Genomic DNA, 26,367 nt, shown 5'->3' on the forward strand with positions numbered 1-26,367 from the left:
CCGCCCCGCTCCACGACCTCGCCCCGAGGCCGAGGTCGGCGCCGCCGCGGCTCGCCGCGAGGTCTTGAGAGGCGACCATCATGAATTTCCGGGATTGGGCGGTACGCGCCGTCGATGCAGTGGCCGAGTGGCAGGCGGGTTGGGGCGCCTATGAGTCTCACCCGTCGCTCGAGATCGGTCCGGACGCGCTCGCGCGCGGCCTGGCCGAGCTGAGCGAGCGCCTCACCGGCAATTACCCGTTCTTTCACCCGCGTTACGCGGGGCAGATGATAAAGCCCCCGCATCCGGTGGCGGTGGTCGGCTATCTCGCTACCATGCTGATCAACCCCAACAACCACGCCCTCGACGGCGGGCCGCCGACCGCGGTGATGGAGCGAGAGGCCGTCGACGCGCTGGCGCGGATGCTCGGGTTCGAGGAGCACCTGGGCCACCTGACCTCGAGCGGGACGATCGCCAACCTCGAGGCGCTGTTCGTCGCGCGCGAGACCCATCCGGGCCGGGCGATCGCGTTCAGCGAGGAGAGCCACTACACCCACGCGCGCATGGGTCACCTGCTGGGCGTGCCCACCCGGTCCGTACCCGCCGATGCGCAGGGCCGCATGGACCTCGACGCGCTCTCGCAGCTGCTCGCCGGGGGCGAGGTCGGGACCGTGGTCGCCACGCTCGGCACCACCTCCCTCGGCGCGATCGATCCGCTCGACGCCATCGTCCCGCTGGCGCACGCGTACGGGGCGAGGATCCACGTCGACGCGGCGTACGGCGGCTTCTACGCTCTGCTCGCGGGAGCGGGTCCCGACGGGCTCGACCCGGCGCCGTGGCGCGCGATCGCCGATTGCGACTCGGTGGCGATCGACCCGCACAAGCACGGCCTGCAGCCCTATGGATGCGGCGCCGTGCTGTTCCGCGATCCGGCGGTCGGCCGCTTCTATCGCCACGACTCGCCCTACACCTACTTCACGTCCGGCGAGCTTCACCTGGGCGAGATCAGCCTCGAGTGCTCGCGGGCCGGAGCCGCCGCGGCTGCGCTGTGGCTGACGCAGCGTCTGTTGCCGCTGACCGCGGACGGCCTCGGCGCCGTGCTCGCCGCCAACCTCCGGGCCGCCCGCGACTGGGCGCGCCGGATCGCATCCAGCGAGGCCTTGACCCTGTACCAGCCGCCGCAGCTGGACATCGTCAACTGTTTCCCGACGCTGGACCGCCCGACGATGACAGCGATCGATGCGGCCAGCGCCGCGATGCTGCACGCCGGCATGAGCGAGAGCGATCCGGTGTTCCTTTCGACGTTGCGGGTGACCCGCGAGGCGCTCGAGCGGAGGCACGCGTCGGTGGTGAAGGACGCAGCGAGCGCGAGGATCCTCCGCAGCGCGCTGATGAAGCCCGAGAGCGAGAGCTGGGTGACGTGGTTGCATGATCGCGTCGCAGGACTGGCGGCGCGGGCCCGGGCAGGCGCCCTCCCCTCCTCGTCTTCTTGACGGGTCGACCGACCTCGCCCGGGCGCACGCTGCCGCGCGTCGTCGACTTGCGCCACGCCACCGGCGCCGCCCGGCATCGCGGCGGCGTTCCGGGCGCTTCAACCGCGCGATCGACACCTGGGGTCCCCGCTGCTCCCTCTGTGCCGGACCTTCGCGTCGGGGTACCGTGTCGCCCATGCTCCGCGGATCGCTCCCGTCGCTGACGCTCGTCGGGGTCGTTGTGGCTCCGCTGGCGGCGTCGGCCGCGAACGGTCTCGAGCCGCGCACGCCGGTCGCGTGGCCCGACTCCACCCCTTGCCTCACGGTCGTGGACCGCCAGCAAGAGGTCATGCTGCACCTGGCTTACGGGGTGCCCTACGAAGACGTCGACGTGACCGTCGACGAGGTCGCCGACAGTCGTCGCCACCAGTTCGTCGCCTTCTGCCGCGATCACAGCCGGGAAGAGTTCCTGCCGATCTGGCTGACCTGGAAGGATGTCGAGGCGGCCGCGGCCAAGATGCTGGTCGACCCGATGCTGGTCGAGGACGACGCAGTCCTCGAGACCAGCAGCGTGTGGCAGGACTGCTGGTTCCCGATCACGCCCGATGATGCACGCCGGCCGATCACGTTCGCCGAGGCGAAGAAGGGCGTCGACTGGGACACCACTGCGCTCCCGGCCGGCGCCTATGTCGTCCAGGGCTACACCTGGGAGCCGGCGGTCAACATCTACTCGCAGCGTCCGGGCGTGGTTCACGTGGTGGACGGGCTCGACCTGGCCGCGGTAGGTCCGGCGGCGGCAGTGACCACCACTCTGGACTTCACCTTCGCGGAGGACACCTACGCGATCGACGGCTGCACGCGCGCGCTGCCGGGCTCGACGCTGAGCGTCTACTGGTCGATCACCGGCACCGGAGGGCTCGACTGGAAGCTCTACAGCGAGGACGTACCCGTCGAGGGCGAGTCCTTCAGCCTGCAGTTCTTGCCGCCGCCCGAGACTTCCGGACGCACCGTGGCGCTCCGCGTCGACGTCACCGACCCGATGCAGCGGACCTTCAGCGCCTACCCGCTCAACCTGCTCACGGTCCTGCCGGGCAGCTCCGGCGGCACCACCTCCGGCACCACCGCCGGCTGCAACCCCGAGGCGGCCTTCGTCGGCGATCCGTGCGAGACGAGCACCGACGGCACGACCGGCGCGCCAGGCAATGCGACGACCTCGACGACGAGCACGTCCCCCGGCGCTCCCGCGACGACGGGGACCTCCGCCGACGGCTCGGGTACCACCGAGCCCGCCTCGTCGACCGGACCGACCCTCACTGCGGACGCGAGTGGTTGCTCGTGCGACGCCACGGCGTCCGCCAGCCTCGCCTGGATGAGCCTCCTGGCGCTGGGTCGTCGGCGTCGCCGGGCAGGTCGCCGGAACGGCAGCCGCTGCCCCATCGCGTCGGGGTGATCCCGCTGCGACTGGAGCGGAACGCTCCATTCGGCAGCGCCGCGTGATTCCGGGCCCCCGTTCTACAGCGTCTTGCGCGTATCATCGCGCCGCCATGACCCGCAAACGCACAGCGATCGTCCTCGGAGGCTCCGGCTCGGTCGGAGCCGCGCTGCTCCGCGAGCTGTTCCACGACGATGGCTTCGACGCCGTCATCACCCTATCGCGCCGCTCGCTGCCCGAGGTCGTGGCGATGGCTCGCACCGCCGGCCGCAGCCTGGTGGAGAAGCTCGTCCCCGAGATGAACCCCGCGGCCCTCGCCGCGGCGACCCTCGATGCTGCGAGAGACCTCGACGGCGACGTGGAGGGATTCAGCGTCCTCGGCGTCGGTGCCGGCACCGCGAAGCTCACGCTCGAGGAGCACCGCGCGGTCGACGTGGCGCTGAACGAGGCGTTCGCGCGGGGGCTGCGAGACTCGGGCAAGGTCCGTCATCTCGCGTTCATGAGCGCCGCGGGTGCGGACCCGACTGCGAAGGCCAGCGGCAGCGGTGCCGCAGGCATGTCGAGGTACAACCGCGTGAAGGGCGAGTCCGAAGAAGCCGTGCGCGCGAGCGGGCCGGCGATCGTCAGCGTGTTCCGTCCCGCGATGATCATCGGCTCGCAGCACACGCCGTGGCTGCTCGAGAAGGCGCTGCCGCTGTTCTCGTTCGTCACCCCGGCGAAGTACAAGTCGATCACCGTCGAACAGATCGCCAAGGCGATGATCGCCGCTGCGAAGCACCACCCCGCGGCGAGCGCGACGTATCACTACCCGGAGATGATGGCGCTGATCGCGAGCGGGCAGCCGTAGCCCGCGCCGAGCGGCCTGGGCATTGGCTGCGCCGCGCGCGGATCGACGCTACGCGCCGCTCTTCACGTACTGGAATTCCGGCACGCCGCCCGCGGCCCAGACCCCGACGATCTTCCTGGGGAGACCCCACATGCTCGCCAGATTCAGCCCATCGTCGCCCGCGAAGCCCTGCTCCAAAGCCTCGAGCAAGGACGTGAAGCCGGTGTTGAGCCGCTGCTGCGCGGTCGCTAGTCCGTCGCTGCCCGTCTGCGGGTAGATCTTCAGCGGCTCGCCGAACTTCAGCATCGCCTGGACCATGCGGAAGCGAGCGAAGTGGCTGAAGCGGTCCTCGAGATCCTTCAGATCTTCCGGGCGCAGGTCGGGCTCGATGAACGGGCCCCTGCTGCCCTCGCCCTGGCCGATGATCGCCTGGATCATCTGGTCGGCGGTCTTCCGCGCCGACGCGCTGTCACCCGAGATCGTCGCGCTGAAGCCCGTGTAGTCGGCGTCCGGATAGCCGGGGTCGGCGAACTCGCTCTTCTGCCGGTGGTCCGCCGCGGGGTCGTAGAGCCGGTCCCACAGCGCGTCGATCCCCTGCTCGATGGCCTTGTAGAACTGCCCGATCGAATCGTAGACCTGCTGCGGCCCGTTCGGCGGCCGGTCGCTCTTCGGCTCGGGCGTCTCGATCGCGGCGAGCAGCCGCATCTGGGCGTCGTTCACCGGCCCGAGCTGCACGGGCACCGTGCCCGCGATCCACGGCGGGAACCCGTCGAAGCGCGGCGCCCACTCGCCCGTGAACTTCGGCGAGTACCCCTTGGCGGCGAACAGCGCGTTGAAGAGGTTCGAGGCCAGCTCGAGGTGCAGCATCTCCTGCATGGCGATCGAGTAGATGTTGTTGAACGCGAGCTGCTCGGGGCTGCGGTTGTTCGCGTTGCGCATCGACTCCAGCCCGGGCGGATTCATCGCATCCGACCCCGGCACCTGCAGCGAATAGGCCGCCGTCAGGTACAGCGGAATGGTCCACATCTCGAGGTACACGGCCTTCTGAAGGTGGTCGGCGAGGGCTTCGGGCGTCCAATCCTGATTCTGCATACCCAGTCTCCACCGCTCGGCAATCGAGCGTCGAAGCCATGGATCTATCACGCTCGATCACCGCGACCAAGCGCGATGTTCGAGCCAAAGACGCAATACAATGCACCGTCGGGCGCCCGCCCACCGCCCGCCCACCGCCCGTCTATCGACATCGAGCATTCACGACCATTCGCACGACACTACCTTTAAAATGATATTCAATATCAACATTCATCATACACCCGCTCGCACGATCGCCCGCGTCGCCGCCGCGCGGTAGCGAACCCGGGCCGCGTGCGTCGCTCACGAGCGGCTGCGGAGGACCCGGACGAACAAGATCAGGGAGGGCACCCATATCAACAGACCGAGGACGATCCCGGCGATCGAGTCACCGAGCGGCGCGGCGCCGGAGTTCACCGGGCGGCTCACCCACGGATCTTCGGGCAAGTAGCGCACCGCGACCTTCCTCGACATGCGGGCGGTGTCCCAGTCGCCCCGGGGCAGCGCCGTCCACAGGCCCTCGCGGCCGGTCGCGTCGCTGAGGCTGTACGTCTCCGCCGCGCCCGGGAGCGTGAACGCGTACCGGACTTCATACGTGGTCCCGGAACCGCGCGCCGTCATCACCCGGGTGTCGACCACGTCGGCCTCGACGATGTCGCCGCCGCCGCGCAGGCGCAACTCCGCCTCGGTTTCGACGACGCCGAGGTAGGTGATCGCACCGCCGATCAGCACGCCGATGCGGAGTCCGAGGAGCACTCCGAACGAGGATGTGCGGGAGCCTGGATGCGCGGCGGTCACGGCCGCATTCTCGCAGATCGCCGGCTCGCCGGTCCGCGGCCGGTGCGTGCGCGACCTCCAGCGCGCGAGCGCCGGAGACGGCATCTCACCAGGCTCAGGCGCACACGCCAGGATGCCGTGCACGAGCAGCCCCAGCGCCATGGCGAAGCACGACGGCGACTGCGCTCGGGACCCGGGGCATGGGAGCTCGAGGCCTCGCCCGTCAGCGCCACACGACGGGCACCGGCCGGCGCCGCGCGCCCTCGATCGCCGCGGCGTTGACCGGGCTCTCGGGATCGGGCCAGCCGAGCAGCACCACCGCGACCAGCGACTGCTGCGGGTCGATCCCGAGCGTCTCCTTGAGCTCGTCCTCGAACGCCAGGTAGCCGTACTGAATGCAAGTACCGAGGCCGCGGGCGTGGGCGGCGAGGCACAGCGACAGCACGAAGCCCACGCAGCTGTCCCGGCGCACGCGGGCGTTGAGGGGGCCGCTGACGAAGGCCGTCACGGAGGCCGGCGCGTGCCACCGAGAATCCAGCGCGGCGCGGGTCCACGCGCCCGCCTCCGCCAGCACCGCGGGGTCGGGCGGCGCGGGCGGCCGGGTGTGCACCACGAGCGCCCACGGAGCGCCCCGCACGAGGCCGTCGGCCTCGATGCGCGCGTGGATCCGCGGACCCACCTCGGCCATGGGGAGCGGCCCGCCGGCGGCGGCCTCGAGCAGCGTGCGCACCTTGGGCACGCGCCCGGCCCACGTCCGCTGCTCGAAGCGCTCGCGCAGCCCCGCGCACTCGCGGGGCGACAGCGCCATCACCTCCCACGGCTGCTCGTTGCCGCCCGAGGGCGCCCAGGCGGCGTCCTCGATCACCTCCGCGACCCGCTCGCGGCCCGGGTCCGCCGCGGTGAAGTGCCGGACCGAGCGTCGCTCTCGCAGCAGCGCCAGCGTGCTCATGTGGCCTCCGGGAAGGCGAACACCTTCTCGCGCGGGTTCTCGAGGCGAATCGCAGGATCGATGGGGATCTCGAGCACCAGCGGCCCACGCAGCTCCCGGCCCGCCGCCGCCTGCAGGTCGGCCTCGCTCTCGATCCGCATGGCGTCGGCGCCCAGGGCTCGCGCCCACGCGACGAAATCGACCGGCGGGAGCGCGTAGGGATCGGAGCGGCCGTAGATGCGAGTGACCCCGTGATGGACCATACCGAGGTGGCCGTCGTGGAAGATCGCCAGGACGACGGGCAGGCGGTACTTCACGCAGGTCGCCACGTCGTTGCCCGCCATGAGGGCGCCACCGTCACCGCAGATGCCCACCACCGGCCGGACCCCTGCCGCGGCGAGACCGAAGGCCATGCCGATGCCCGAGCCCATGCCGCCGAGGCCTTGCGAGATGTGGAGCTGACCCGCTCGGCGGACGCGGAGCCGGGTGAGCGTCGCCAGCAAGTGATTGCCGATGTCGGAGGTGAAGGTGGTGTCCGCCGGGAAGCAGCGCTGCAGCGCCACGACCACCGCGCGGGGATCGAAGGGCGTATTCTGCAGCGGCAGGGCCACCGCGACCGGGCGCCGCGGAATCGACACCGAAGCGCCGGGCATGCGCGCTGCGATCGCGGCCACCGTCGAGGGGATATCGGCGTGGATCGCTACTGCGGCGGGCAGCCCTCGCGCGAGCCGGAGCGCGGAGTGATCGATCTGGACCAGCCGAGGCTGGTGGAGCTCCGCGGCATAACCGTTGGTGGTCGTGTCGTCGAAGCGCGCGCCGATCGCAAGGATGGCCCCGGGCGGGTGACGGGTGAGCCACGCATGGGCGGCCCCGTCGTCGCCGACGCCGAAGCACCCGACCCGCAGCGGATGCTCGTCGGAGATGACGCCCCGCCCCTCGGAGTCGGTGATCACCGGCCAGCCGAGCCGCTCGAGCGCGGGCACGAGCGCCTCGCCGAGGGAGCGCGCGCCCACGCCGAGCCACACGAGGCCCTGCCGCACCCGCGACAGGACGCTCACCGCCGCTTCGAGGGCCTCTTCGCCGGCGGCGGGCACCGGAGCGGGCGCCCCGAACACCGCGCACGGCGAGGCCTGGGCCCGCAGCACGTCGACCGGCACGGACAGGACGGTGGGCGACGCCGGCGTGGCCGCGGCGCGGAACAGGGCCTGGCCGAGGCGCGCCTGGGCCTGGAAGGCGTGGCGCACGGTCTCCGCCTCGCCGGCGAGCGCCCCCATCGCGGCATCGAGCTGCAGCCCGCGCGCGCCTCCATCCTGCAGCGCGCCACGATCGGCGTTCTGCCGCATCACGTCGCCCGCGATCACCACGAGCCCGTCGTCGTCCAGGCGCGCTGCGGCGAGCGCCGGCGCAGTGTTGAGCACGCCCGGGCCGGAGGTCACGATCACCACGCCCGGGCGGCCCGTCGCGCGGTGGTACCCGATCGCCATGTAGGCCGCGAGCGCCTCGTGCTGGCACGTGATCATGCGGATCCGCGAATCGAGCAGCGCGTCGTCGAGGGGCGAGCAAGCGCCGCCGGGGATCCCGAACACCTGCTCGATGCCGAACCGCTCGAGCTCCCGCACGAATGCGCGGGCGACCGTCACGGGCGTCGCCAGGTCGAGCGCAGGCAGATCGAGCAGGGGAAGATCGTGCGTCGGTGCGACGCGGGGCAGTGACGTGGCCAAGGAGGATATCGTAGTCATGTCAGTCGACCTATCGGCAGCGGGGACGGGCCCCAGCGGCTCTCGCTCGCGCCCCAGCGCAGGCGAGGCTCGTGCCCGCTCGGTGCCGTGAGCCGAGCGGAGCGCTTCGATAGCGCGGCTGACCGTCCCGGCGATCACGGGCGCGAGACGAATTCGTGGTTGCGCGACGTCACGCCGAAATTGCGCAATCACGCCAATTGCTCGTCCTCGGGCCGACACGGCCCCGGGCGCTATTCGGCCCGTAGCGTCGCACCGGCGTCAGCACCGCCCGCAGCGACCGACCGACCCTTGCGCCCGCCCCATTCACACACGTGCCCTCGCAGATACGCCCGCGCGTGCCCGACCTCGTTGCGCAACGCCCCGTCCGGGCCCAACGACGTGCCCACATTTCCCCGCTCGACCATGACGACAAGGAGGGTCCCATGCCCCCGCGCAATGTTCATACCTCGACGCCTCCTCTCCGGCGGGCGGCCGCGCTGAGCCTCGTCCTCGCCTGCACGCCGCGGCCGGGGGAAAGGCCCGCGACCGGGCAGGAGCCACCCGCCGAGGCACCCGAGCTCGCGCCGCCGATCGCCCCGGAAGGCCTCGCCGAGCCGGAGGCCGCCGCCCGGCCTCCCGGCCCCGGCTACGATCACCCCGACCAATTCCTCAGCGCCCGTACCAGCCGCCCGGCCGCCAACATGGAGCCCGTGGTCACCCACGCCGCGCAGGTCCGGGCCGCCCGCGACGAGCTGGCCGCGCTGCAGCGACGCACGGGCAAGCGGCCCAACGTCCTGATCTTCCTGATGGACGACGTCGGCTGGATGGACCCCGGTTTCAACGGCGGCGGCGTCAGCCTCGGCAACCCCACGCCGCAGATCGATCGGGTCGCCGCCGAGAGCCTGGTCTTGACCTCGGCCTATTCGCAGCCGAGCTGCTCGCCGACCCGGGCCACCATCATGACCGGCCAATATCCGGTCCATCACGGCATCCTGCGCCCGCCGATGTACGGCCAGGCCGGCGGCCTCGAGGGCGCGGTCACCCTCGCCCGCCTGCTGTCGGAGCTCGGCTACGTCACCCAGGCGATCGGCAAATGGCACCTGGGCGAGAACAAGGGGTCCCAGCCGCAGAACGTCGGCTTCGACGATTTCCGCGGCTTCCTCAGCGTCTCGGACATGTACACCGAATGGCGCGACCCGCACTTCAACCCGGAGATCGCCCTGAGCCCCGCCCGCACCGCGTTCATCCGCAGCCTGCCGTTCTCCCGCGCCGACGTCCACGCGGTCCGCGGCGGCGCGCTCGAGACCGTCCAGGTGATCGATCTCGAGACGATCCAGGACCTCGACCAGGAGTGGGCCGCCTACGGCGAGCAATTCCTGCGCCGCATGGCCGACGAATCGCGCCCGTTCTTCCTGTATTACAACACCCGCGGCTGCCACTTCGACAATTACCCCAACCCGCATTACCGCGGCCGCTCGCGCGCCCGAACCACCTACAGCGACTGCATGGTCGAGATGGACGACGTGTTCGGCCGCCTCTACCGCACGCTCGAGCAGACCGGCCAGGTCGACAACACCCTCGTGCTGTTCACCTCCGACAACGGCCCCGAGCAGGAGGTCGCGCCGTACGGTCGCACTCCGTTCCGCGGCGGCAAGGGCTCGACCTGGGAGGGTGGCGTGCGCGTGCCGACCTTCGCCTCGTGGCGCGGCACCATCACCGCGCGGCGGTCCGAGGGCCTGTTCGACCTGGCCGACATCTTCAACACCGCGCTCGCCCTCGCCGGCCGGCCCGGCGGCGAGCTGGCCGCGCTCATGCCCGAGGACCGCTACGTCGACGGCGTCGACCAGACCTCCTTCCTGGTCGCCGACGACGGCGAATCGAACCGCCGCAGCGTCCTCTACTTCTGGAACGACCGCCCCGTCGGCACCCGCATCGACGAGTTCAAGTTCACCACGATCGCCCAGCTGCCCCAGCTCGTGACGCAGCGCGGGCAACAGGGCGGGTTCACCGGCGCGATCGCCCCGAGCGCCGGCGCGATGATGTTCAACCTTTACACCAACCCGCAGGAGGACGACTCGATCGCGATCCGCCACGCGCCGGTCGCCCTCGCGCTCGAGGCAGAGCTGCTGCGCTACCGCGAGGTGTTGAAGAAGTTCCCGGCGCGCAAGCAGATCGAGTTCACGCAATGACCCGCACCCGCCTCGCCACCTGCGGTTCGCTGCTCGCCGCGTGCCTGGCAGCCTGTGAATCCGCGTCTCCCGAGCTGGTGTGGATCCCCGCCGGCGAGTTCTGGATGGGCTCCGACGATCCGCGGTTCACCGACGCCCATCCGCGCCACCGCGTCGCGGTCTCGGGCTTCTGGCTCGGCGCCACCGAGGTCACCAACGCCCAGTTCGCCGCCTTCGTGCGCGCGACCGGGTACATCACGCTCACCGAACGGACCCCGCGCGCCGAGGATTATCCAGACGTCCCGCCCGACCGCCTCGTCGCCGGCTCTGTCGTCTTCAGCCCGCCAGAGCGCCTCGCCTCGCTCGCGCGCGCCGACGCGTGGTGGCGCTACGTCCCCGGCGCCGACTGGCAGCACCCCGAGGGCCCCGCCAGCGACCTCGAAGGTCGCATGAATCACGCGGTCGTCCACGTCGCCCACGCCGACGCCGTCGCCTACGCCCGCTGGGCGAAGGCCCGCCTGCCGACCGAGGCCGAGTGGGAGTATGCGGCCCGCGGCGGCCTCGACCGCAAACGCTACGTGTGGGGCGATGCGCCGCTCGTCGACGACGCGCACCCCGCCAACACCTTCCAGGGCCGCTTCCCCGGCCACGACACCGCCGCCGACGGCCACGCCGGGGCCGCCCGCGTCGCCAGCTACCCCGCCAACGGACATGGCCTTTACGACATGTCCGGGAACGTCTGGGAGTGGACCGCGGACTGGTACCGCCCCGATATTTACGCGAGCCGCCCCCCGCGAGCCGTCGACCCACCTGGCCCTCCGGACAGCTTCGATCCGGCCGAACCCGGCGTCGCCAAGCGCGTCCAGCGAGGCGGCTCCTACCTCTGCACCGACCAGTACTGCGGCCGCTACACCCCCGATGCCCGTGGCAAGGGCGCCACCGACAGCGCCACCAACCACCTTGGCTTCCGCATCGCGCGCGACGCAGCGGGGCAGTGAATCACAGACCCGTGGCTCACGGATCGATCACGACGACGAAGCCGTCCCGGCCGCCCTTGGAGGCCTTGGCGCCGCCGCCGAGGTCGATCGCGCCGAGGAAGTCGCCGGTGACTGCGACGGTGCCCGTGGCGGATCCGGCGATGGCGGCGCCGAATTGGTTGTCGGCGCCTCCGAGGCCCCTGCTCCAGCCGTGCTCGCCCTTCGGGCTGAACTTGCCGACGAACACGTCGCCCAAGTCGATCGCCACCAGCGGCGCGCCGCCGAGCTCGCACTGGTCCGCGTATTCGCCGGTGACGAGGACGTTGTCGAGGCCGTCGACGACGACGTCCTGGCCGAGTGAGTAGCCGAGGACGCAGAGCTTCCGGCTCCACAGGTGCGCGCCGTCGGTGTCGAACTGGGCCAGGTAGCTGAAGACGGCCGGCTCTTTGAACAGGCCGCCGCCGAAGTCGACGCCGCCGTTCACCGCCCCCGTGATCGAGACGCGCCCCTTGCTGTCGACGGCCACTGCGTTGGCGCCCTGGCCACCCACGTCGCCGAAGCGCTTGGCCCAGACAGTGGCGCCCGCGGGGTCGAGCTTGAACAGAAAGATGTCCTCGGAGCCGACGGAGATCAACGGACCGCCGCCGGGGTCGATCGTGCCCCGGAACAGGCCCGTCACGTACGAGTTGCCGGCCGCGTCGACGGCGATGCCGAGGCCGTGCTGCGCCACCGAGTCGCCGATCCCCCGGCTCCACACGTGCGCGCCCGCGGCCGTGAACCGGGCGACGTAGATGTCGGCGTCACCATTGCCGCTCAGGCCCACGTCGTCGAGGTCCAAAAAGCCGTAGAAGCCGCCGGTCAGCAGGATGTCGCCGTTATCGGCGATGGCCAGGTCCTGCACCGCCGTGTGCTCGCCAGCGTTGAACGACTTGCTCCACACGTGCTCGCCGTCGCCGTCCAGCTTGACGAGGAAGATGTCGGCCACCGGCGACGGGTTCACCAGCGGACCCCCGCCGAAGTCGATCGCGCCGTGGAAGTGCCCGGCGAGCACGACGTCCCCCGCGGGCGTGACCGCGAACCCGTACTCCGGCCCGCCCTGGTCGTCCGCGTCGCCGAAGCGCTTGTTCCACAGCAGGTCGCCGGTGGGCGAGAACTTGGCGAGGAACACGTCGCGGCCGCCGTTTTCCAACACGCCGCCGCCGAAGTCGATGGGGCCGTTGCCCCACGCGGCGACCACGACGTTGCCGGCGCCGTCGAAGGCGACACGTCGGCCCTGGTCGTCGCCGCCCTGGCCGAACGTCAGGCCCCACGCGAACGCGCCGTCGCCCAGGCACGGGTCCTCGCCGTCGCAGTCCTCGTCGCCCGGTTCGTCGCAGGTCTCCGGCGCCGGCACGACCTCGCCGACGCACGGGCCCCAGGTCTCGTCGGGGCCGCACTCCTGCTCGCCGCCCTGACAAGCGCCGACGCCCTCGGTGCCGTCCGGGCCGCTGTAGCAGCTCCGCGAATCACCCGGCGCGCACTCGCCAAGGCCTTCGGTCGTGCTCGTGGTGTCGAGCGTCGTGCCGGCCGTCGTCGTGGCGCCACTCGTCGTCGTCGTCGGGGCGTCCATCGTCGGATCGACGCTCGTCGTGGTGCCCTGCGACTCGCCGCCCGCGGTCGTCGACGTCGTCGTCGTGGCGCCGGAGTCGGTCGCGGTCGGTTCTCCCGGAGCTCCGGAACAAGCCATGAGCAATGCAGGGAGCAGCGCCAATACGGAGGTCCTCGACGTCGTTCCGGGACGATGCACGCGACCAGGCCTGGAATTCGAGCTCATGCTGAAGGACAGAGTACCACGCAACCCGCCCCTGTCCGAGCGCCCATGAAGCGCCCGTCCGGCCGCGCGGCCGACTGCGCCTCGGCGGCCACGACAGACGCCGACTCGTCCCACGGCGCGCCCGCCAGCACGCCCGAGACGACCAGGTTCGTGAGGGTCATCAGGCGCTGTCCAGCTGAAATTGACCCGCTCGCTGGAATCATGTGGAGCGGCAGACGCCGATCTCCGACCGCACAGCCTCCCGCCATTCCTCGATGACGCACCTGCCGAGGGTCGCACGGCGAAGTGCTCGAGCGCTTACTTCATCCGCTCGTGACGCTCTCTATCGAAGTTTCGACGCGGAGCAGACAGCTCGGGCCGAGCCGAGCGTGAGCGCTATCGCCGAACTCGAGCGCGCGCGTGGCCGAGGCGTCGGGCGCGAACTCGCCTGTCATCCCACGGTGATCGCCGATGACGGCATCGCGGCGCGCCTGTTGCGCCCGCCATGTGAGTGATATTGCGGCCACGATGCGCGGATGCGGTGACTGTCCCGTGATTCGACTGTCGATATTGCGCTCGAAGGCGTCTCCGCTTGACAGCGTAAAATTATCGCAGGCAGTATGCCCGCGCCGCGGCGCCGCGCCGATCGCGGTGAGAGGAATTATCACGATGCATCATTTCCCGCTCCGTCTCTCCGCGATCACCACAGTCGCCCTGCTCGCCCCGCTCGCCGTGACGCTCGCCGCCTGCGGCGACTCCGGCTCGTCCACGACCGAATCCGCCGGCACCGACACCGACGCCCCCACGGGGACCACGACCTCGACATCCGCGCCGGGCACCACCACCGTCGAGCCCACCTCCACCGGCACCACCGAGGCCCCGACCACCGGCACCACCGAGGGCACCACCGAGCTCACCACCACCGGCACCACCGAGCTCACCACCAGCACCACCGAGGGCACCACCACCGGCACCACCACCGAGGGCCTCACCACCGACACCACGGACACCACCGGCGAGCCCGTGACCCCGGAGGGTTCGCGGGCCGTGCTCGCGCTGCTGGAGACCACCGATCTCCACACCACGATCCTCGGCTTCGACTACTACAAGCTGACCGAGGACCCCTCGTACGGCCTCGATCGCACTGCGACCCTGATCCAGCAGGCGCGCCAGGAGTTCGGCAACACCGTCCTCGTCGACAACGGCGACACCATCCAGGGCACGGTGCTCGCCGACTACCAGGCGCTCGTCGAGCCGCTCGCCTGCGCCGACACCCTGGCGATGTACAAGGTGATGAACCACCTCGAGTTCGACGTCGGCGGGATCGGCAACCACGAGTTCAACTTCGGCCTGCCCTTCCTGTCGCAGGTGACGCACACGCCGTTCGACGTCCCCGACCTCGACCTCGCCGGCTCCGACGAGTGCGCCGGGCCGACCTTCCCGCAGCTGTCGAGCAACGTCTTCAGCGCCAAGACCGACGCCACCCTGTTCCCGCCGACCGTCCTGCTGTCGCGGACGATCACCGCCGTCGGGCCCGACGACGCCCCGATCACCTCGACCGTCACGATCGGCTTCGTCGACATCACCCCGCCGCCGATCCTCAACTGGGACAAGAAGTGGCTCGAGGGCAAGGCCTACACCCAGGGCGTGCAAGAGACCGTGCCGCCGCTCGTCGACGCCCTGCGGGCCGAGGGCGCCGAGATCGTGGTGGCGATCATCCACGGCGGCCTCGACGACTCGCCCTACACGCCCGCGCTCGAGAATCAGGCCTGGTACCTGGCCCAGATCCCCGGCATCGACGCGATGCTGATGGGCCACTCGCACCAGATCTTCCCCAACCCGGCCAGCACTGCGCCGCAGTTCGACCTGCCGATGGTGGACAAGGATGTCGGCACGGTGGCGGGCGTGCCCGCGGTCATGGCGAACTTCTGGGGGCAGCACCTCGGCGTGATCAAGACCGGACTCGTCTACACCGAGGGTCGCTGGACGATCGACGCCGGCCAGACGATCGTCGAGGCGCGCCCGATCGCCACCACCTGCGTGGGCGGCCTGCCCGTGGCCTGCGACGCCGACCAGCGCTGGCGCACCGGCGAGCCGTGCGCCTTCGCCGGCATGTGCGAGGGCCAGCCTGACGGCACCAAGATCCGCGTCGACGCCGAGCCCTCGATCGCGCCGCTCGTGGACGCCGAGCACCAGGGCACGGTCGCCTACGTCCAGACGCCGATCGGCACCACCGACTTCGGGATGACGACGCTGTTCGCCGACCTCGGCGACGTCGGCGCGATCCAGATCGTCAACCAGGCGCAGGCGGACCACGTCTCCGCGTACATCCAGGCCAACCTGCCGGAGTACGCGACGCTGCCGGTGCTGTCGGTCAGCGCGCCGTTCAAGACCGGCTTCGCCGGCGGCAACGACTTCACCGACGTCCCCGCGGGCAACATCGCCATCAACAACGCGGCCGACCTCTACCTCTACGCCAACACGCTCCAGGCGGTGAAGGTGACCGGCGCGGAGCTCCACGACTGGCTCGAGAAGGCGGCGACGCGCTTCAACCACATCGACCCGATGGTGGCGACGCCGCAGCCGCTGATTAACCTGGCGATGCCGGGCTACAACTTCGACATGATCACCGATCCGCGGGTCAGCTACGAGATCGACGTCACCCAGCCCCTGCCGCCGATGGGCGAGAAGGCGAGCGGCCGGATCAAGAACCTCACGTTCGACGGCGCCCCCATCGACCCCGCCGCCGAGTTCATCGTCGCCACCAACAACTACCGCGCCGGCGGCGGCGGGCAGTTCCCCGGGCTCGACGGCAGCAAGACGATCTACGCCTCGCCCGACACCAACCGCGAGGTCCTGATCGCCTACATCAAGAAGATCGTCACGCTCACCCGCCAGGACCACGGCTCCGCCCAGAGCTGGCGCTTCACCAAGGTCGCGACGATGGGCCCCGTGGTCTTCTCCTCGGCGCAGAACGCCCTGCCCAAGGCGCAGGAGGCCGGCCTCGACAACATCTCGCTGGTCCAGCAGGACGACGGCAGCAACAAGATGCTGTCGCTCTACGCGATCGATCTCTCGCAGTGAACCCATGCGACCGACGCCGATCCCTGTCGTCCTCGTGGCCGCGCTGGCCCTGTGCCGGTGCGCGCGCGAGGAGCCTCCGGTGCCCGGCCCGCGCGAGGCCGTCGCGCCGGTCGAGCACGCTCCGCACGCCCCGCGCGCGTCCCACGACGCGCACGCGGCCCACGACGCGCACGAACCTCCGCTCGCCGCCCTCACGGCCGCGGCCGAGTCCGGCGATGTCGACGCGCAGGTGGCCCTCGGGCAACGATACCTTCGCGGCTCGGCCCAGGTGCCCGCCGACGTCGGCCAGGCCCGGGCCTGGTTCTTGCGAGCCGAGGCGGCGCGTCCGGGCAGCGCAGCCTACGAGCTCGGGCGGATGAGCCAGAGCGGCAAGGGCGTGCCGGCGGACCCGGTCGAGGCCGTGCGGTGGTTCGAGCTGGCGGTCGACGCCGGCTCGGCCGACGCGATGTTCCTGCTCGCGGGCGCCGCCCGCACCGGCGCCGGCCTGCCCCGCGACGACGCCCGCGCGGTCGCGCTGTATCAGCGCGCCGCCGCCATGGAGCACCCCGAAGCCTTGCAGGCGCTCGCGCTCGCGTACCTGCACGGGGAGCTCGGTCTGAAGGTCGACGAGTCCGAGTCACGCCGTTACATGGCCGCCGCCGGTCACGCGCTCCAACACCATCACCGCTGAGCGCGCGCCGCCCGAGGTCGATGCCACGGGCGCCGCAGACGCTCGGCGTCCGCCATCGGCGCCTTTAGACATGTCCTCTTCGACATGTTCAAAAGGCCACTTTGCCATCGGCCTGCGGTTCACGTGAGGTGCAGCGGCAACGCGCGCAGGCCGTGCAGGTTGATCGAGCTGCGCCACCGCAGCCGGGCAGGGTCGACGGCGAGACGCAGCCGTGGGAAGCGCCGGACCAGCGCCTGGATCGCGATCCGTCCCTCGAGACGGGCCAGCGGGGCGCCGAGGCAATAGTGGAGGCCGAGGCCGAACGCGACGTGACGATTGGGCTCGCGGGTGATGTCGAGCCCGTCGGCGCGCTCGAACGCCGCCTCGTCGCGATTGGCCGCGGCGAGCAGGGGCATCACCGCCTCGCCGCGCGGGATCGTAACGCCCCGGATCGTCACGTCCTCGCGGGCGAAGCGCGGCGGGGGCTGTTCGACCGGGTTCGAGAAGCGGAGCAGCTCCTCCACCGCGCTCGTGATCAGCTCCGGGCGCGCGCGCAACAGCTCGAGCTGGTCGGGGTGCTGCAGCAACGCGAGGGTGCCGTTGCCGATCAGGTTGACGGTCGTCTCGTGCCCCGCCAAAACCAGCAAGAACAGCATCGCCACCAGCTCGTCCTCGCTCAGCTTGTCGTCGCGGTCGCGGGCCTGGATCAGGGCCGTCGCCAGATCATCGGCCGGCTCGGCCTGGCGCAGCCGGATCAGGCGGCGGAGACAGCGGGCGAGGAGGAGGAGGCTCGGCATCTGACGCACGAGGTTGAGCAGGCTCGTGCCGCTGTTCTCGACCATCGCGTTCATCCAGCGGCGCAACTTCATGCGCTCTGCCTCCGGGACCCCGATCATCTCGGAGATGATCGTCAACGGCAGCGGGAGCGCGAAGTCGGCGATCAGATCGACGGAGCCGCGCTCCGCGGCCCGATCCAGCAACGTCTCCGTCAACCGCTCGATCGCGCCCGACAGCGCCTCGATCCGCCGCGGGGTGAACACCCCCTGGACGAGCGCGCGGAGCCTGCGGTGCCCGGGCTCGTCCTGCGAGATCATCGACGTGTTGAGCGTGCGGACCACCGGCGGGAGCCACCACTGATCGGGACTCCATCGATTCGCGCCGGCGTTCCGCGGGTCGCTCACGAGGCGCGGATCTCGCAGCGCGCTGTACACGTCGTCGTAGCGCGACAGCAGCCAGACCCGCCCGAAGAACGGCAGACGAATCGAGGCGACGGGCGCCTCCCGGCGCAGTCGGGCGTACAGCGGATAAGGGTCCTGGCGGACCTGCGGGTCGGCGAAATCGATCTTGAACGTCATGCAGGGCTCTCGCGGCGGGCCGAGCTCAGCCTGACACGGCGGGCTCGGGCTCTGACACGCTCGAATCGTAGCGCCCCGCCCCTCCCCCGGCACGTACGAAGCGCATCCTCCGGGGCCACGGCACCGCTCACCCGTGCCCGCCGGGCGGGCGGGCGACAGGGTCCGATCGTGGCGAGGGGACGGCGACGCCCGTCGCGTCGCTCCTGATAAACAGGATTTACTCCGTTGCGACGGGGGCGATTCGCCGCACCCGCAGGGCATCAGAGACCTGGGGCCGCTTCCGGACGCTCTGACGCCGCTGGCGCGATGATGGGTCGGCGGGGGCTGTAGCCCCGGCCACGGGCCGGCGGGCGCGGCGGCGCTATGGTTTCACGACGATGAGCGCGGCGCGGCGGCTGTGGATGGCGATTCCGGTGACGGGTGCAGCGCTGATGCCCGTCGAGGCGGTCGCCAAGGACTGCTGGTACTCCTGTAGCTGGGACGCGTGGCTGTCGATGACGCCGCGCAACGCCGCGGCGATCCCGATCGACGGGGTGCTGGTGCTCCAGGGCGAGCTGCACGACGAATGGGTCGAGCCGCTGGGGTCCGTCGCGCTCGAGGTGACGAAGAACGGCGAGCCGGTCGCGGGCGCGCTCGAGTCGACGCCGATTCGTGGGGTGATGGTGTGGCGGCCGGCACAGTGGCTGGAGCCGGGCGCGACGTATCAGGTCCACGGGATGGTGCATAACCCGCCCCTCGACGATTGCCCCGACATCCCTGATATCCCGCTCGATTTCGAATTCCACGCCGACCTCGGGCCCTCGGAGCCGCTGCCGGCCGTACTGCCGCCGCAGCAGGCGACGGAGACGATCGAGGCCCGCGACTTTTACTACCTCGGGTCGATGGTCTGCTGCGACGGCGCGTACCCGCAAACTCAGTGGGGAGATTGTTTCGAGGAGCTGGGTCCCGGGTGGTCGGAGGGCTTCTGTACGCCGGCCAGCGGCACGAACCTGCTGAAAGTACAGGTGTCGCAGGAGGTGCCGGTCGGGCCGGCGACCGCGGGCTTGCTGGCGCGCCAGCTGCTCTGGGACGGCGGCCTGCTCGACGGCGGCCTCGACGGACCGCTCGAGCACTGGCACTCCGATCCGTTCTGCGCGGCGGTCAGGGTGCGCAACCTGGCGACCGGAGAGACGCGGTTCGGCGACGAGCGCTGCTACGGCGTCGATGCGCAGGTCGGCTGGTACTCGATCGACATCGCGACGGCGACGGCTGCCGCGTGCGCCGAGGTGCCGTACACGTGCGAGCTCGGGGGCGAGGACGACATGTGGGACCCGGACGAGTGCTGGACCTGGCCGGATGGTGCGCCGATTCCGGCTGAGGACGAATCGACCACTGGCGAGATGACCACGGGCGCGCCGCCCGACAATGGCACCACCTCGGGCGACGGGCTGTCGACGGGCGCGTCCTGGGGACCGGCGGAGACGGGGACGGGCGGGCCGGCGCCGAAGCCCGAGCCTGAACCCCAGCCCGCGCCCGCGCCCGAGCCCGCGCCCGAAATGACGACCGGCGCGAGCCCCATCCCGGACGGTGGCGGTGCGGATACCGCCAGCTCGAGCGCGGGACACGAATCGTCGGCGAGCGCCTCGCTCGACTCCGGCTGTGCGTGCAATGAACGCGGCGGCGGGCCCTGGCTCATGGCGTGGGCGTTGCCGCTATTGTTGCGACCGCGACAGCGCTCGCGTCCCGTGGATCGATCGCGGTAGGGACGGCCCTTCGCCCTTCAGCTCGGGCCGCCCCCCGCACAGATCCGAGCGAGCGGAACTACCGCACTCGGCTCCTGCCTCGGGTTCGATCGTCGAAGCGGTCCCAGGGATATGGGTGAAGGATTCGCGCTGGAGGGATCCATCGGTTCGCCAGCCGGTTCATGCGTTCCCAGGTCGTCCGGGTTCGTTGGCTCCGACGCCGCAAGGCGAAGTGCCAGGAGCGGATTACCTGGGTGCGGAAGTCGCCGAGGCGTTTGATGTTCGAGGGCACGGCATGATACGCGAAATAACCACCGACGACGCCCTTGAGCCATCGCCCCTGAACGGGCACGGGCACGTGACGCCGTTTGTGGAGGACTTCGCGTATCGATTTGAGCTTCGCTCGCATCCGCTTCTTCGAGGTGCGTCGGAGCAGCAGGAACTTCCCCGCCCTCGACTTCCCGCAAATGTGCGTGAAGCCGAGGAAGTCGAAGGTCTGCGGCTTCCCCTCCCCGCGTTCGCGGTGGTTCGCCGCGGCATGTCTACCGAAACGAAACAACCGGGTCTTCTCGGGGTGGACCTCGAGTCCGAAGCGACCGAGACGCTGCTCGAGGTCGGTCCGGAACCGGACCGCATCGGCCTCGTGCTGGAATCCCAGCACGAAGTCGTCGGCGTAGCGCACGACGATGACCTCGCCCCACGCCACGCGTCCTCGCCATTGCTGTACCCACAGGTCGAGCCACGTAGTGCAGGTACACGTTCGCCAGGAGCGGCGAGATCGTCGCCCCTTGCGGCGTCCCACCTGACGTGGACGACCACTTCCCTTCTTCGAGGACTCCCGCGGCCAACCATTTCTGGATGAGCCGCACGATCCTCTTGTCCGCGATACGGTGCTCGCTGGTCCGGCGCTGTGTCCGGGGCGCGTTTTGCCCTCCCGTGTTCCCCTTGGCCGGGCTCCTTCCCTCCATCGCCTCCTCCGCCGGCGGGCCGGCCTCGTTCAGCGACTTCGTCGGTACTACGAGCCCGTCTGACTTCTCCGGGCCGTGCATTGTCGGCTTGCGGCTCATGGCCTTCCCGACACGTCCCTTTGCGACGCCATCGCGGCGGGCGTCCCGGAGATCTCCCGGTTCTCGCGCAGAGAGGTTCCGTGCGTGCACGGGGTCTTCGACCGCGCAGGGCCGCACCGAGCCTCGCGTTTACGGCTCGATACGTGTTGCCTTCCGCCTCGCTTAACGACGTCGGCGCCCTGGAGTACCTGATTTCGCGGCTCAATACCCGGCCCGCACGTGCCCCTGTCCCATGCTTTGCCTTCACCCTCGCGGATGCCGACGCAGGACTCGGGGTCGTCGTGGGTCGCTACTCCTTCGACGTGAAGCTCTCGCATCTTCTCCTCTCTGCCGGTTTATCCCGGCGCACTAAGCGTGCGACGAACCGCGTCGTGACGAGTTCGGCCTTGGGCGCTATCAGGCATCTCGAAGGTTCGAGGATGGACGATGACGATGCCGAGGCGCGGTAGGTTCACGCTGCTGGTCTCGGATTCGTTCTGGTTGAGGTGACCGAGTCCGGCGAGACCGTACGGCTCGACTTCAGGCCGAGAGCTCGACTCCTCTGCGTCCTGCCATCCTCAAGAGCCACGTCCGCGAGCTCGCTCTCGCCTTCTGGAAGCAGACCCGCCAGCACGAGGACGCTCAGCAGCGTCTCGCCGCCACGTCTTCCACGCCATCACGCTCGCCGACCATGCCGCGCATGTGTAGTCCGGGCCCGGCCGCGCCGTCACGATGTGGTTCGTCGCACACGACTCATGAACAAGTCATGGAGGGAGCACCGACGCGGGACTGGTGCCGGTCACTCGACGGGGTCGAACGCCTCGACCGCGCCGACCACGTCGCGGTCGAATCGCACCTTCTCGTCGAACCATTCCAGCGTGTCCGTCAACACCGGCACGACGTGAGGGCCGAACTCGTGATCGACGTAGTGCGTCCCGAGCGTAAACTTCTGGTCCTCGGAGACCAGCGTATGGCAGCCCTCCCAGACGAACGCGTGGATCGTGCGCTGGGCGGCGAGCCGGTTCAGATGACCGTTGGCCTTCGAGCGGGTGCCGAACGCGTCCGCGAGCGCCGCGACGGTGACCGGGAGCATCGCCGTCACGCCCAGCTCGATCATCTCGTTCACGTGTCCGCGCAGCATTCCGCCGGATACGATCTCGTCGACGTACAGGAGGTGGTCGAAGCCCATCGGGCCGATGCACCAGTCGCGCAGCCGGCGGAGCTCGAGGATGTTGGCGTAGCGACCGCTGGCCCGACCGCAGCCCTTTCCGCGGATCTCGAGCGCGTCCGGGTACATCACGAAGCTCGACGTCGCCGCGTGGTACTCGACCAGCCGCCCGGCGGGGATCTCGCGGAGGTACCGCTTCACCGCGCGCCAGATCGGCAGCGCCCCGCGGAGGGGCAGATAGACCAGACAGCGTCGGCTGCCCGCGATCGCGGTCTCGACTGCGCGCGCGAGCTTCTCGGCGGCGGCGCGGTAGCTCTCGTGGATGGCGAGATCGTAGGTGTAATGTCGCTCGTGCGGATGCGACCGCTTGTAGAGGTGGGGCCCCACGAGAGGGATCCGGAACCCGCTCGGTTTCAGCACCGATGTGATGATCTTGTCGCCGACGGCCTCGATCCTGGCCCTCCACTCGTCCTGGGAGTCGACCTCGAAGCAGTGGTCGAACTGGACGTGGTCGCGCCGGTCCCCCGGCTCCTGCGTGCGGATGTAGAGCTTCATGTCGGCACCTGCGCGGGAGGGCCCTGGGTCCGTTCGGTCACCAGTTCGTGTGGATCGGCATGCCGACGACCATCCATATCACATTCACACGGGCACGGGACGCTGGTCGGCCTCGCGCGCCGCGACTGTCGATCTCGCCGGTCCCCTGCCCTCGCTGGCGCCGCCGCAGACGGCAGGCGAATCACGCGAGCGTCGTGGCGACGTCGACCAGGACATCGCAGCCCTGGACCAGCGCCGACTCGCCGCCCAGCTCCACCAGCGTGGCCACGAACACGGCCCCGAGCGGGCTCGAGAGCGACGCCAGCACATCCTGGGACTCGTCGAGATGGCGGGTCAGCCAGCGCGCCCAGAGGGGCGCACGCTCGTCGGCCGGCAGGCAGCGCGAGGCCAGGCACGCCGCCGCGAGCTCCTCGGCCGCGAGCGACGAATCGACCAGGAGCTCCGCCACCACCTCGCGCAGGCGCGTCGCGGCCTGCGGCCCGTCGAGGTTGGCGGACTCGAGCAGCACGAGCAGGCTGCGCCGCCGCGCCGCGCCCCGGGTGCTGGTGTCGATCGCCGCGAGCCACGGCATCAACGAGACACCGCGCGGCAGCGCCCCGATCACGGCCGCGACCGCCGCGGCGCGGCAGTCCTCGTCGCTGAGCGTGCCGATGCGTGCCAGCAATTCACCGGCGACGTCGGGCCGCACGATCACCTCGGAGCCGCCGAGCTCGCGCGCGAACGCCTGCACGTAGACGAGGCGCTTCGGGTCCGTCGTGAGCGCCGCGTCCACGGGACCTATCGCGCTCTCGCCCCGGGCCGCCGACAGGGCGAACATGCGGCCGAGCTCGCGGGCGCCGGCCGGGCCGTCGTCGATGCCATGAATCATGGCGACGGCCTCCCCACAATGGCCGAGCTCGAGCAGCCGTCCGGCGAGCTCGCCCACCAGCTCGAGCCGCTCCTCGCGCGGGTCGTCCTGCCGCAAGATCCACGCGACCGCTCTCCGGACCTGCCCCGGCTCGAGCACCGACGCGTGGCCGTAGAACGTCTCCAGCGGCAGGGGTGGGTGGGCCGCCTCGATCGCGTCCAGCCCGCGGTCGACCACCGCGCTGCGCTCGTGCTCGCCGAGCAGCTTCGCGTAGCGCAGCAACAATTCGCCGGGCAGATGCCCGCTGTGGACCTCCTCGGCCCGGATCCGCTCGCTCCACAATTCGCGGTCGAGGGCCGAGGCCGGGAAGCTGAGGATCTCGTTGGGCAGCTCGAACTCGGTCCCCTGCACGCGGCGGTAGAGATAGCGAAGCCTCTCGTCGTCGGGCCCGGCCAGCCGCTTGAGGGCCGTCCATCGCGCGTCGCGATCGCGCAGCTGGAACGCCTCGTAGAGGCTGCGCTCGCCGTCCGCCGGCTCGTCCTTGCGAGGCTCCTGCTCGGACGTCCCGGACCTCGCGGCCTGCAGGTCGGCGAAGGACGGCGCTCGCTGGAGCAGGCCTTGTCGCTCCGACTCCGGCAGCCGCTCGGCCCATGCTCGCAACACGCCGGCGAACGCTCCCGCAGCGTCGCCGGGCCCGGCGTCGTGAGAGCCTCGCGGCTGCTCGCGCAGCGCACGACGCAGGTGGCCGAGCACCAACACCTCGCGCAGCCGTCGCAGCAGCTGCCCGACAGGCTCCTCGTCGCCGGCGGCCGCCATACCCGCCACGACTTCGGCCTCGGCTCGTCGCAGCAGGTCCAGGCGGAGCGGATCGCCACGGTATGCTCGCCAGAGCTCGCCGATGTCGGGCTGCATCACACGATTTCAGCACCGGACGCCGACGAGATCAACCGGCGCCGCTGCGAGGCGTGCGCGACCGCATTGTCACCTGCGCACATCACGCATCGCACGCCGCTCGTCGTGCTCGCGCCTCGGCCTGGCCACTGTGCGGTCCAGCAACCCCGCTGCCGCCGCCCCACCGCCCGACCCTCTTACCTCATTGCGCTTCCGACGTCTGCTTCCATGGCCTCATGTGCGCTCCTGATTCACCAGAGCCGCTGCGCGCACACGTGTGATCGACGAGGACCCCTCACGGACTCGAAGCGAGCCACGCGGGGATCACGGTGCGGAGCCTCTCCGCCTCGGCGAGATCGACTGGCATGCCACCTTCGTGGTCCGCGCAGAGCTCGACGAGGATGCCATTCGGATCGCGGAGGTACACGGAATGACACCAGCCGTGGTCATGCTCCAAGACGACGTCGAGCTGCGCGTCACGGACCTTCGCCACGAGTCGTTGCTGCGCCTCGCGGTCGACACGGACTGCGACGTGGTTTACCCAGATCGGGTACCCGAGGTCGGTGGAGATCGCGGTCTTGGGTGGCGTGGGTTCGCCGACGCCGTGAAGCTCGAAGAATGCGATCGAGGCGTCGTTGCCGAGATCGTAAAAGAAGTGGCGGAACCAACCCTGGCCGAATCGGCTGAGCTCGGTATGCACGAGGGGGAAGCCGAGCACTTGCGAGTAGAATCGATGCGTTGCCTCGGCATCGCGGCATGCAAACGCCACGTGATGGATTCCTGCGGTCATGGTCGGGTCACTCCACAAAACAGTTCGCGAGGTCTCGAGCCGGAGCATCGCCTCGATCGGCTGGCGAGCGGTCCATGCTTGGGGCGATGAACCCAGCCTGGGGCGTGAGGATGATCATGGCCCATGCCGATGCATGTGCGAGCCCTGGCCCGATGGTCGTAGCGAGCACCATGAGCGCCATTGTAGGGCGCTTACGACGTTCGGCCGTCACGGTCGCAGCGGACGCGTATCGAGGGCTTTTTCGCGGGATCGTGGCGCGGTACCGCGTCCGCGAGAACCGGGGCCGCGTCTGTTAGGATGAGGCGATGACGGACCTCTGGCCTTCGCTGGTCGCGCTCATCGGCGCTCGCCATCCCGGCTTCCTCGCGACGGCGGAGGGTGTCGAGAGAGCCGAGCTCGCGTGCTGGGAGGCGCGGTTCGGCCTCACGCTGCCTCGCATCTACGTCGACCTGATGCGGACGATGGGCCGCAGCAGCGGAGACTTCAACCCGCTCGGGCAGTACGAGCACAGGCTCGACCCTCTCGCAGAGCACTGGGCGTGGATGGCGGAGGAGGAACCCGCCCCCTATCCACGGGATCGGTTCTTCCTCGTCGGCTTCGAGCCCGACCCGAGCGCCATCTCGCCCTTCGAGCTCTTCCTCGACCTGAGCCGCGGCGACGGAGTGGATGCAGCCCTCGTCGAGATGGGAAGCAACGGCGTCTACGAGGCCGATGCCCGACACGACCTCGGCCAGACGCTCGGCGAGCTGCTGGCCGAGCAGGTCTTGACGTCCTTCGAGTTGAGCGCCTGGCCGGAGCGCAGCGGCCTCTTGATCTTCGGAGACGAGCCGAGACTGCCGTCGATCAAGTCTGAAGTAGTCCAGCAGCTCCGTGACCTCGGCGGGAGCCTCCTCCCACCCGACCTCGCGGGCGTCACGTGCCTCCGGCTCGCGGGCACGAGTGTCCTGGTGAGCCTCGAGGCCAGGCTGGGCTGTGTGGCGGTCGCCATCGCAGGGAACGCCCGCGAGGACGTGGCCGCGCTGCTGAACCGGCTGCGCGCAAGTTGGCCACGATCGACGCCGAGGTCGATGTCAGGCGATCGAGCGCACCGGTGAACTCGAGCGGGCCAACGACTTCACGCT

At 70.4% G+C, this 26,367-nt stretch carries 20 protein-coding genes; 9 read left to right on the forward strand and 11 right to left on the reverse strand.

The window, feature by feature from the left end; all coding sequences use genetic code 11:
- Nucleotides 1-80: 80 nt before the first annotated feature.
- From OV090_RS10640 to OV090_RS10650, 3 genes are all read left to right on the forward strand, one after another.
- The gene (locus OV090_RS10640; RefSeq protein WP_267703475.1) at nt 81-1,472 is read left to right on the forward strand and encodes an aminotransferase class V-fold PLP-dependent enzyme; all 1,392 of its coding nucleotides are present in this window, start codon (nt 81-83) and stop codon (nt 1,470-1,472) included.
- Between the two features lie 175 nt (nt 1,473-1,647).
- The gene (locus tag OV090_RS10645) at nt 1,648-2,901 is read left to right on the forward strand and encodes a hypothetical protein (protein WP_267703476.1); all 1,254 of its coding nucleotides are present in this window, start codon (nt 1,648-1,650) and stop codon (nt 2,899-2,901) included.
- Between the two features lie 94 nt (nt 2,902-2,995).
- Nucleotides 2,996-3,730: an NAD(P)H-binding protein gene (locus OV090_RS10650; protein ID WP_267703477.1), complete on the forward strand. Its 735-nt coding sequence runs from the start codon at nt 2,996-2,998 to the stop codon at nt 3,728-3,730.
- Between the two features lie 48 nt (nt 3,731-3,778).
- On the opposite strand, the gene OV090_RS10655 is transcribed toward OV090_RS10650, so the two are convergent.
- From OV090_RS10655 to OV090_RS10670, 4 genes are all read right to left on the reverse strand, one after another.
- On the reverse strand, nt 3,779-4,801 hold the full coding sequence (locus tag OV090_RS10655) for a ferritin-like domain-containing protein (RefSeq protein ID WP_267703478.1): 1,023 nt from the start codon (nt 4,799-4,801) through the stop codon (nt 3,779-3,781).
- Between the two features lie 282 nt (nt 4,802-5,083).
- Complete coding sequence (locus tag OV090_RS10660) at nt 5,084-5,719, reverse strand: DUF3592 domain-containing protein (RefSeq protein WP_267703479.1); 636 nt, start codon at nt 5,717-5,719, stop codon at nt 5,084-5,086.
- 61 nt (nt 5,720-5,780) lie between these two features.
- Complete coding sequence (locus OV090_RS10665; RefSeq protein WP_267703480.1) at nt 5,781-6,506, reverse strand: nitroreductase family protein; 726 nt, start codon at nt 6,504-6,506, stop codon at nt 5,781-5,783.
- Complete coding sequence (locus OV090_RS10670; RefSeq protein ID WP_267703481.1) at nt 6,503-8,206, reverse strand: thiamine pyrophosphate-binding protein; 1,704 nt, start codon at nt 8,204-8,206, stop codon at nt 6,503-6,505. Before OV090_RS10670 ends, OV090_RS10665 begins: the two co-directional genes overlap by 4 nt.
- Nucleotides 8,207-8,646: 440 nt before the next feature.
- Between OV090_RS10670 and OV090_RS10675 the strand changes: the two genes are divergently transcribed.
- Nucleotides 8,647-10,392 (forward strand): sulfatase-like hydrolase/transferase, encoded by a 1,746-nt coding sequence (locus tag OV090_RS10675; protein ID WP_276604431.1) that lies wholly within the window; start codon nt 8,647-8,649, stop codon nt 10,390-10,392.
- The gene (locus OV090_RS10680) at nt 10,389-11,369 is read left to right on the forward strand and encodes a formylglycine-generating enzyme family protein (protein ID WP_267703482.1); all 981 of its coding nucleotides are present in this window, start codon (nt 10,389-10,391) and stop codon (nt 11,367-11,369) included. Before OV090_RS10675 ends, OV090_RS10680 begins: the two co-directional genes overlap by 4 nt.
- A gap of 16 nt (nt 11,370-11,385) precedes the next feature.
- Here OV090_RS10680 and OV090_RS10685 read toward each other — a convergent pair whose 3' ends face one another.
- Both OV090_RS10685 and OV090_RS10690 read right to left on the reverse strand, forming a co-directional pair.
- Nucleotides 11,386-13,074: a hypothetical protein gene (locus tag OV090_RS10685; protein ID WP_267703483.1), complete on the reverse strand. Its 1,689-nt coding sequence runs from the start codon at nt 13,072-13,074 to the stop codon at nt 11,386-11,388.
- 389 nt (nt 13,075-13,463) lie between these two features.
- The gene (locus tag OV090_RS10690; protein WP_267703484.1) at nt 13,464-13,808 is read right to left on the reverse strand and encodes a hypothetical protein; all 345 of its coding nucleotides are present in this window, start codon (nt 13,806-13,808) and stop codon (nt 13,464-13,466) included.
- A 1-nt stretch (nt 13,809) separates the two neighbouring features.
- Here OV090_RS10690 and OV090_RS10695 point away from each other — a divergent pair, with 1 nt between their 5' ends.
- Nucleotides 13,810-16,224 (forward strand): 5'-nucleotidase C-terminal domain-containing protein, encoded by a 2,415-nt coding sequence (locus OV090_RS10695; RefSeq protein WP_267703485.1) that lies wholly within the window; start codon nt 13,810-13,812, stop codon nt 16,222-16,224.
- 4 nt (nt 16,225-16,228) lie between these two features.
- The gene (locus OV090_RS10700; RefSeq protein WP_267703486.1) at nt 16,229-16,894 is read left to right on the forward strand and encodes a tetratricopeptide repeat protein; all 666 of its coding nucleotides are present in this window, start codon (nt 16,229-16,231) and stop codon (nt 16,892-16,894) included.
- 119 nt (nt 16,895-17,013) lie between these two features.
- Here the strand turns inward: OV090_RS10700 and OV090_RS10705 are convergent, their stop codons facing one another.
- Nucleotides 17,014-18,228, reverse strand: coding sequence for a cytochrome P450 (locus OV090_RS10705; RefSeq protein WP_267703487.1), 1,215 nt, complete (start codon nt 18,226-18,228; stop codon nt 17,014-17,016).
- A 377-nt stretch (nt 18,229-18,605) separates the two neighbouring features.
- On the opposite strand from OV090_RS10705, the gene OV090_RS10710 reads away from it, so the two are divergent.
- Nucleotides 18,606-19,970 (forward strand): hypothetical protein, encoded by a 1,365-nt coding sequence (locus tag OV090_RS10710; RefSeq protein WP_267703488.1) that lies wholly within the window; start codon nt 18,606-18,608, stop codon nt 19,968-19,970.
- 58 nt (nt 19,971-20,028) lie between these two features.
- On the opposite strand, the gene OV090_RS10715 is transcribed toward OV090_RS10710, so the two are convergent.
- The 4 genes from OV090_RS10715 to OV090_RS10730 all read right to left on the reverse strand — a co-directional run bounded on the left by OV090_RS10715 (nt 20,029) and on the right by OV090_RS10730 (nt 25,246).
- Entirely contained in the window at nt 20,029-20,655 is a 627-nt protein-coding gene (locus OV090_RS10715; protein WP_267703489.1) for a reverse transcriptase domain-containing protein, read from the reverse strand.
- Between the two features lie 1,139 nt (nt 20,656-21,794).
- The gene (locus tag OV090_RS10720) at nt 21,795-22,718 is read right to left on the reverse strand and encodes a hypothetical protein (protein ID WP_267703490.1); all 924 of its coding nucleotides are present in this window, start codon (nt 22,716-22,718) and stop codon (nt 21,795-21,797) included.
- Nucleotides 22,719-22,899: 181 nt separating this feature from the next.
- Nucleotides 22,900-24,477 (reverse strand): hypothetical protein, encoded by a 1,578-nt coding sequence (locus OV090_RS10725; RefSeq protein WP_267703491.1) that lies wholly within the window; start codon nt 24,475-24,477, stop codon nt 22,900-22,902.
- A gap of 274 nt (nt 24,478-24,751) precedes the next feature.
- Complete coding sequence (locus OV090_RS10730) at nt 24,752-25,246, reverse strand: VOC family protein (RefSeq protein WP_267703492.1); 495 nt, start codon at nt 25,244-25,246, stop codon at nt 24,752-24,754.
- 452 nt (nt 25,247-25,698) lie between these two features.
- On the opposite strand from OV090_RS10730, the gene OV090_RS10735 reads away from it, so the two are divergent.
- On the forward strand, nt 25,699-26,340 hold the full coding sequence (locus tag OV090_RS10735) for a hypothetical protein (protein WP_267703493.1): 642 nt from the start codon (nt 25,699-25,701) through the stop codon (nt 26,338-26,340).
- The last annotated feature ends 27 nt before the right edge of the window (nt 26,341-26,367 follow it).

The sequence above is a fragment of the Nannocystis sp. RBIL2 genome, assembly GCF_026626745.1.
Taxonomy (GTDB): domain Bacteria; phylum Myxococcota_A; class Polyangia; order Nannocystales; family Nannocystaceae; genus Nannocystis.

What these genes read in the sequence shown, in the direction of transcription:
- OV090_RS10640 (WP_267703475.1), top strand. Translation starts at nt 81, where the DNA reads ATGAATTTCCGGGATTGGGCGGTACGCGCCGTCGATGCAGTGGCCGAG.
- OV090_RS10645 (WP_267703476.1), top strand. Translation starts at nt 1,648, where the DNA reads ATGCTCCGCGGATCGCTCCCGTCGCTGACGCTCGTCGGGGTCGTTGTG.
- OV090_RS10650 (WP_267703477.1), top strand. Translation starts at nt 2,996, where the DNA reads ATGACCCGCAAACGCACAGCGATCGTCCTCGGAGGCTCCGGCTCGGTC.
- OV090_RS10655 (WP_267703478.1), bottom strand. Translation starts at nt 4,801, where the DNA reads ATGCAGAATCAGGATTGGACGCCCGAAGCCCTCGCCGACCACCTTCAG.
- OV090_RS10660 (WP_267703479.1), bottom strand. Translation starts at nt 5,719, where the DNA reads ATGGCGCTGGGGCTGCTCGTGCACGGCATCCTGGCGTGTGCGCCTGAG.
- OV090_RS10665 (WP_267703480.1), bottom strand. Translation starts at nt 6,506, where the DNA reads ATGAGCACGCTGGCGCTGCTGCGAGAGCGACGCTCGGTCCGGCACTTC.
- OV090_RS10675 (WP_276604431.1), top strand. Translation starts at nt 8,647, where the DNA reads ATGCCCCCGCGCAATGTTCATACCTCGACGCCTCCTCTCCGGCGGGCG.
- OV090_RS10680 (WP_267703482.1), top strand. Translation starts at nt 10,389, where the DNA reads ATGACCCGCACCCGCCTCGCCACCTGCGGTTCGCTGCTCGCCGCGTGC.
- OV090_RS10685 (WP_267703483.1), bottom strand. Translation starts at nt 13,074, where the DNA reads ATGGCTTGTTCCGGAGCTCCGGGAGAACCGACCGCGACCGACTCCGGC.
- OV090_RS10695 (WP_267703485.1), top strand. Translation starts at nt 13,810, where the DNA reads ATGCATCATTTCCCGCTCCGTCTCTCCGCGATCACCACAGTCGCCCTG.
- OV090_RS10700 (WP_267703486.1), top strand. Translation starts at nt 16,229, where the DNA reads ATGCGACCGACGCCGATCCCTGTCGTCCTCGTGGCCGCGCTGGCCCTG.
- OV090_RS10705 (WP_267703487.1), bottom strand. Translation starts at nt 18,228, where the DNA reads ATGACGTTCAAGATCGATTTCGCCGACCCGCAGGTCCGCCAGGACCCT.
- OV090_RS10710 (WP_267703488.1), top strand. Translation starts at nt 18,606, where the DNA reads ATGAGCGCGGCGCGGCGGCTGTGGATGGCGATTCCGGTGACGGGTGCA.
- OV090_RS10720 (WP_267703490.1), bottom strand. Translation starts at nt 22,718, where the DNA reads ATGAAGCTCTACATCCGCACGCAGGAGCCGGGGGACCGGCGCGACCAC.
- OV090_RS10725 (WP_267703491.1), bottom strand. Translation starts at nt 24,477, where the DNA reads ATGCAGCCCGACATCGGCGAGCTCTGGCGAGCATACCGTGGCGATCCG.
- OV090_RS10730 (WP_267703492.1), bottom strand. Translation starts at nt 25,246, where the DNA reads ATGACCGCAGGAATCCATCACGTGGCGTTTGCATGCCGCGATGCCGAG.
- OV090_RS10735 (WP_267703493.1), top strand. Translation starts at nt 25,699, where the DNA reads ATGCGGACGATGGGCCGCAGCAGCGGAGACTTCAACCCGCTCGGGCAG.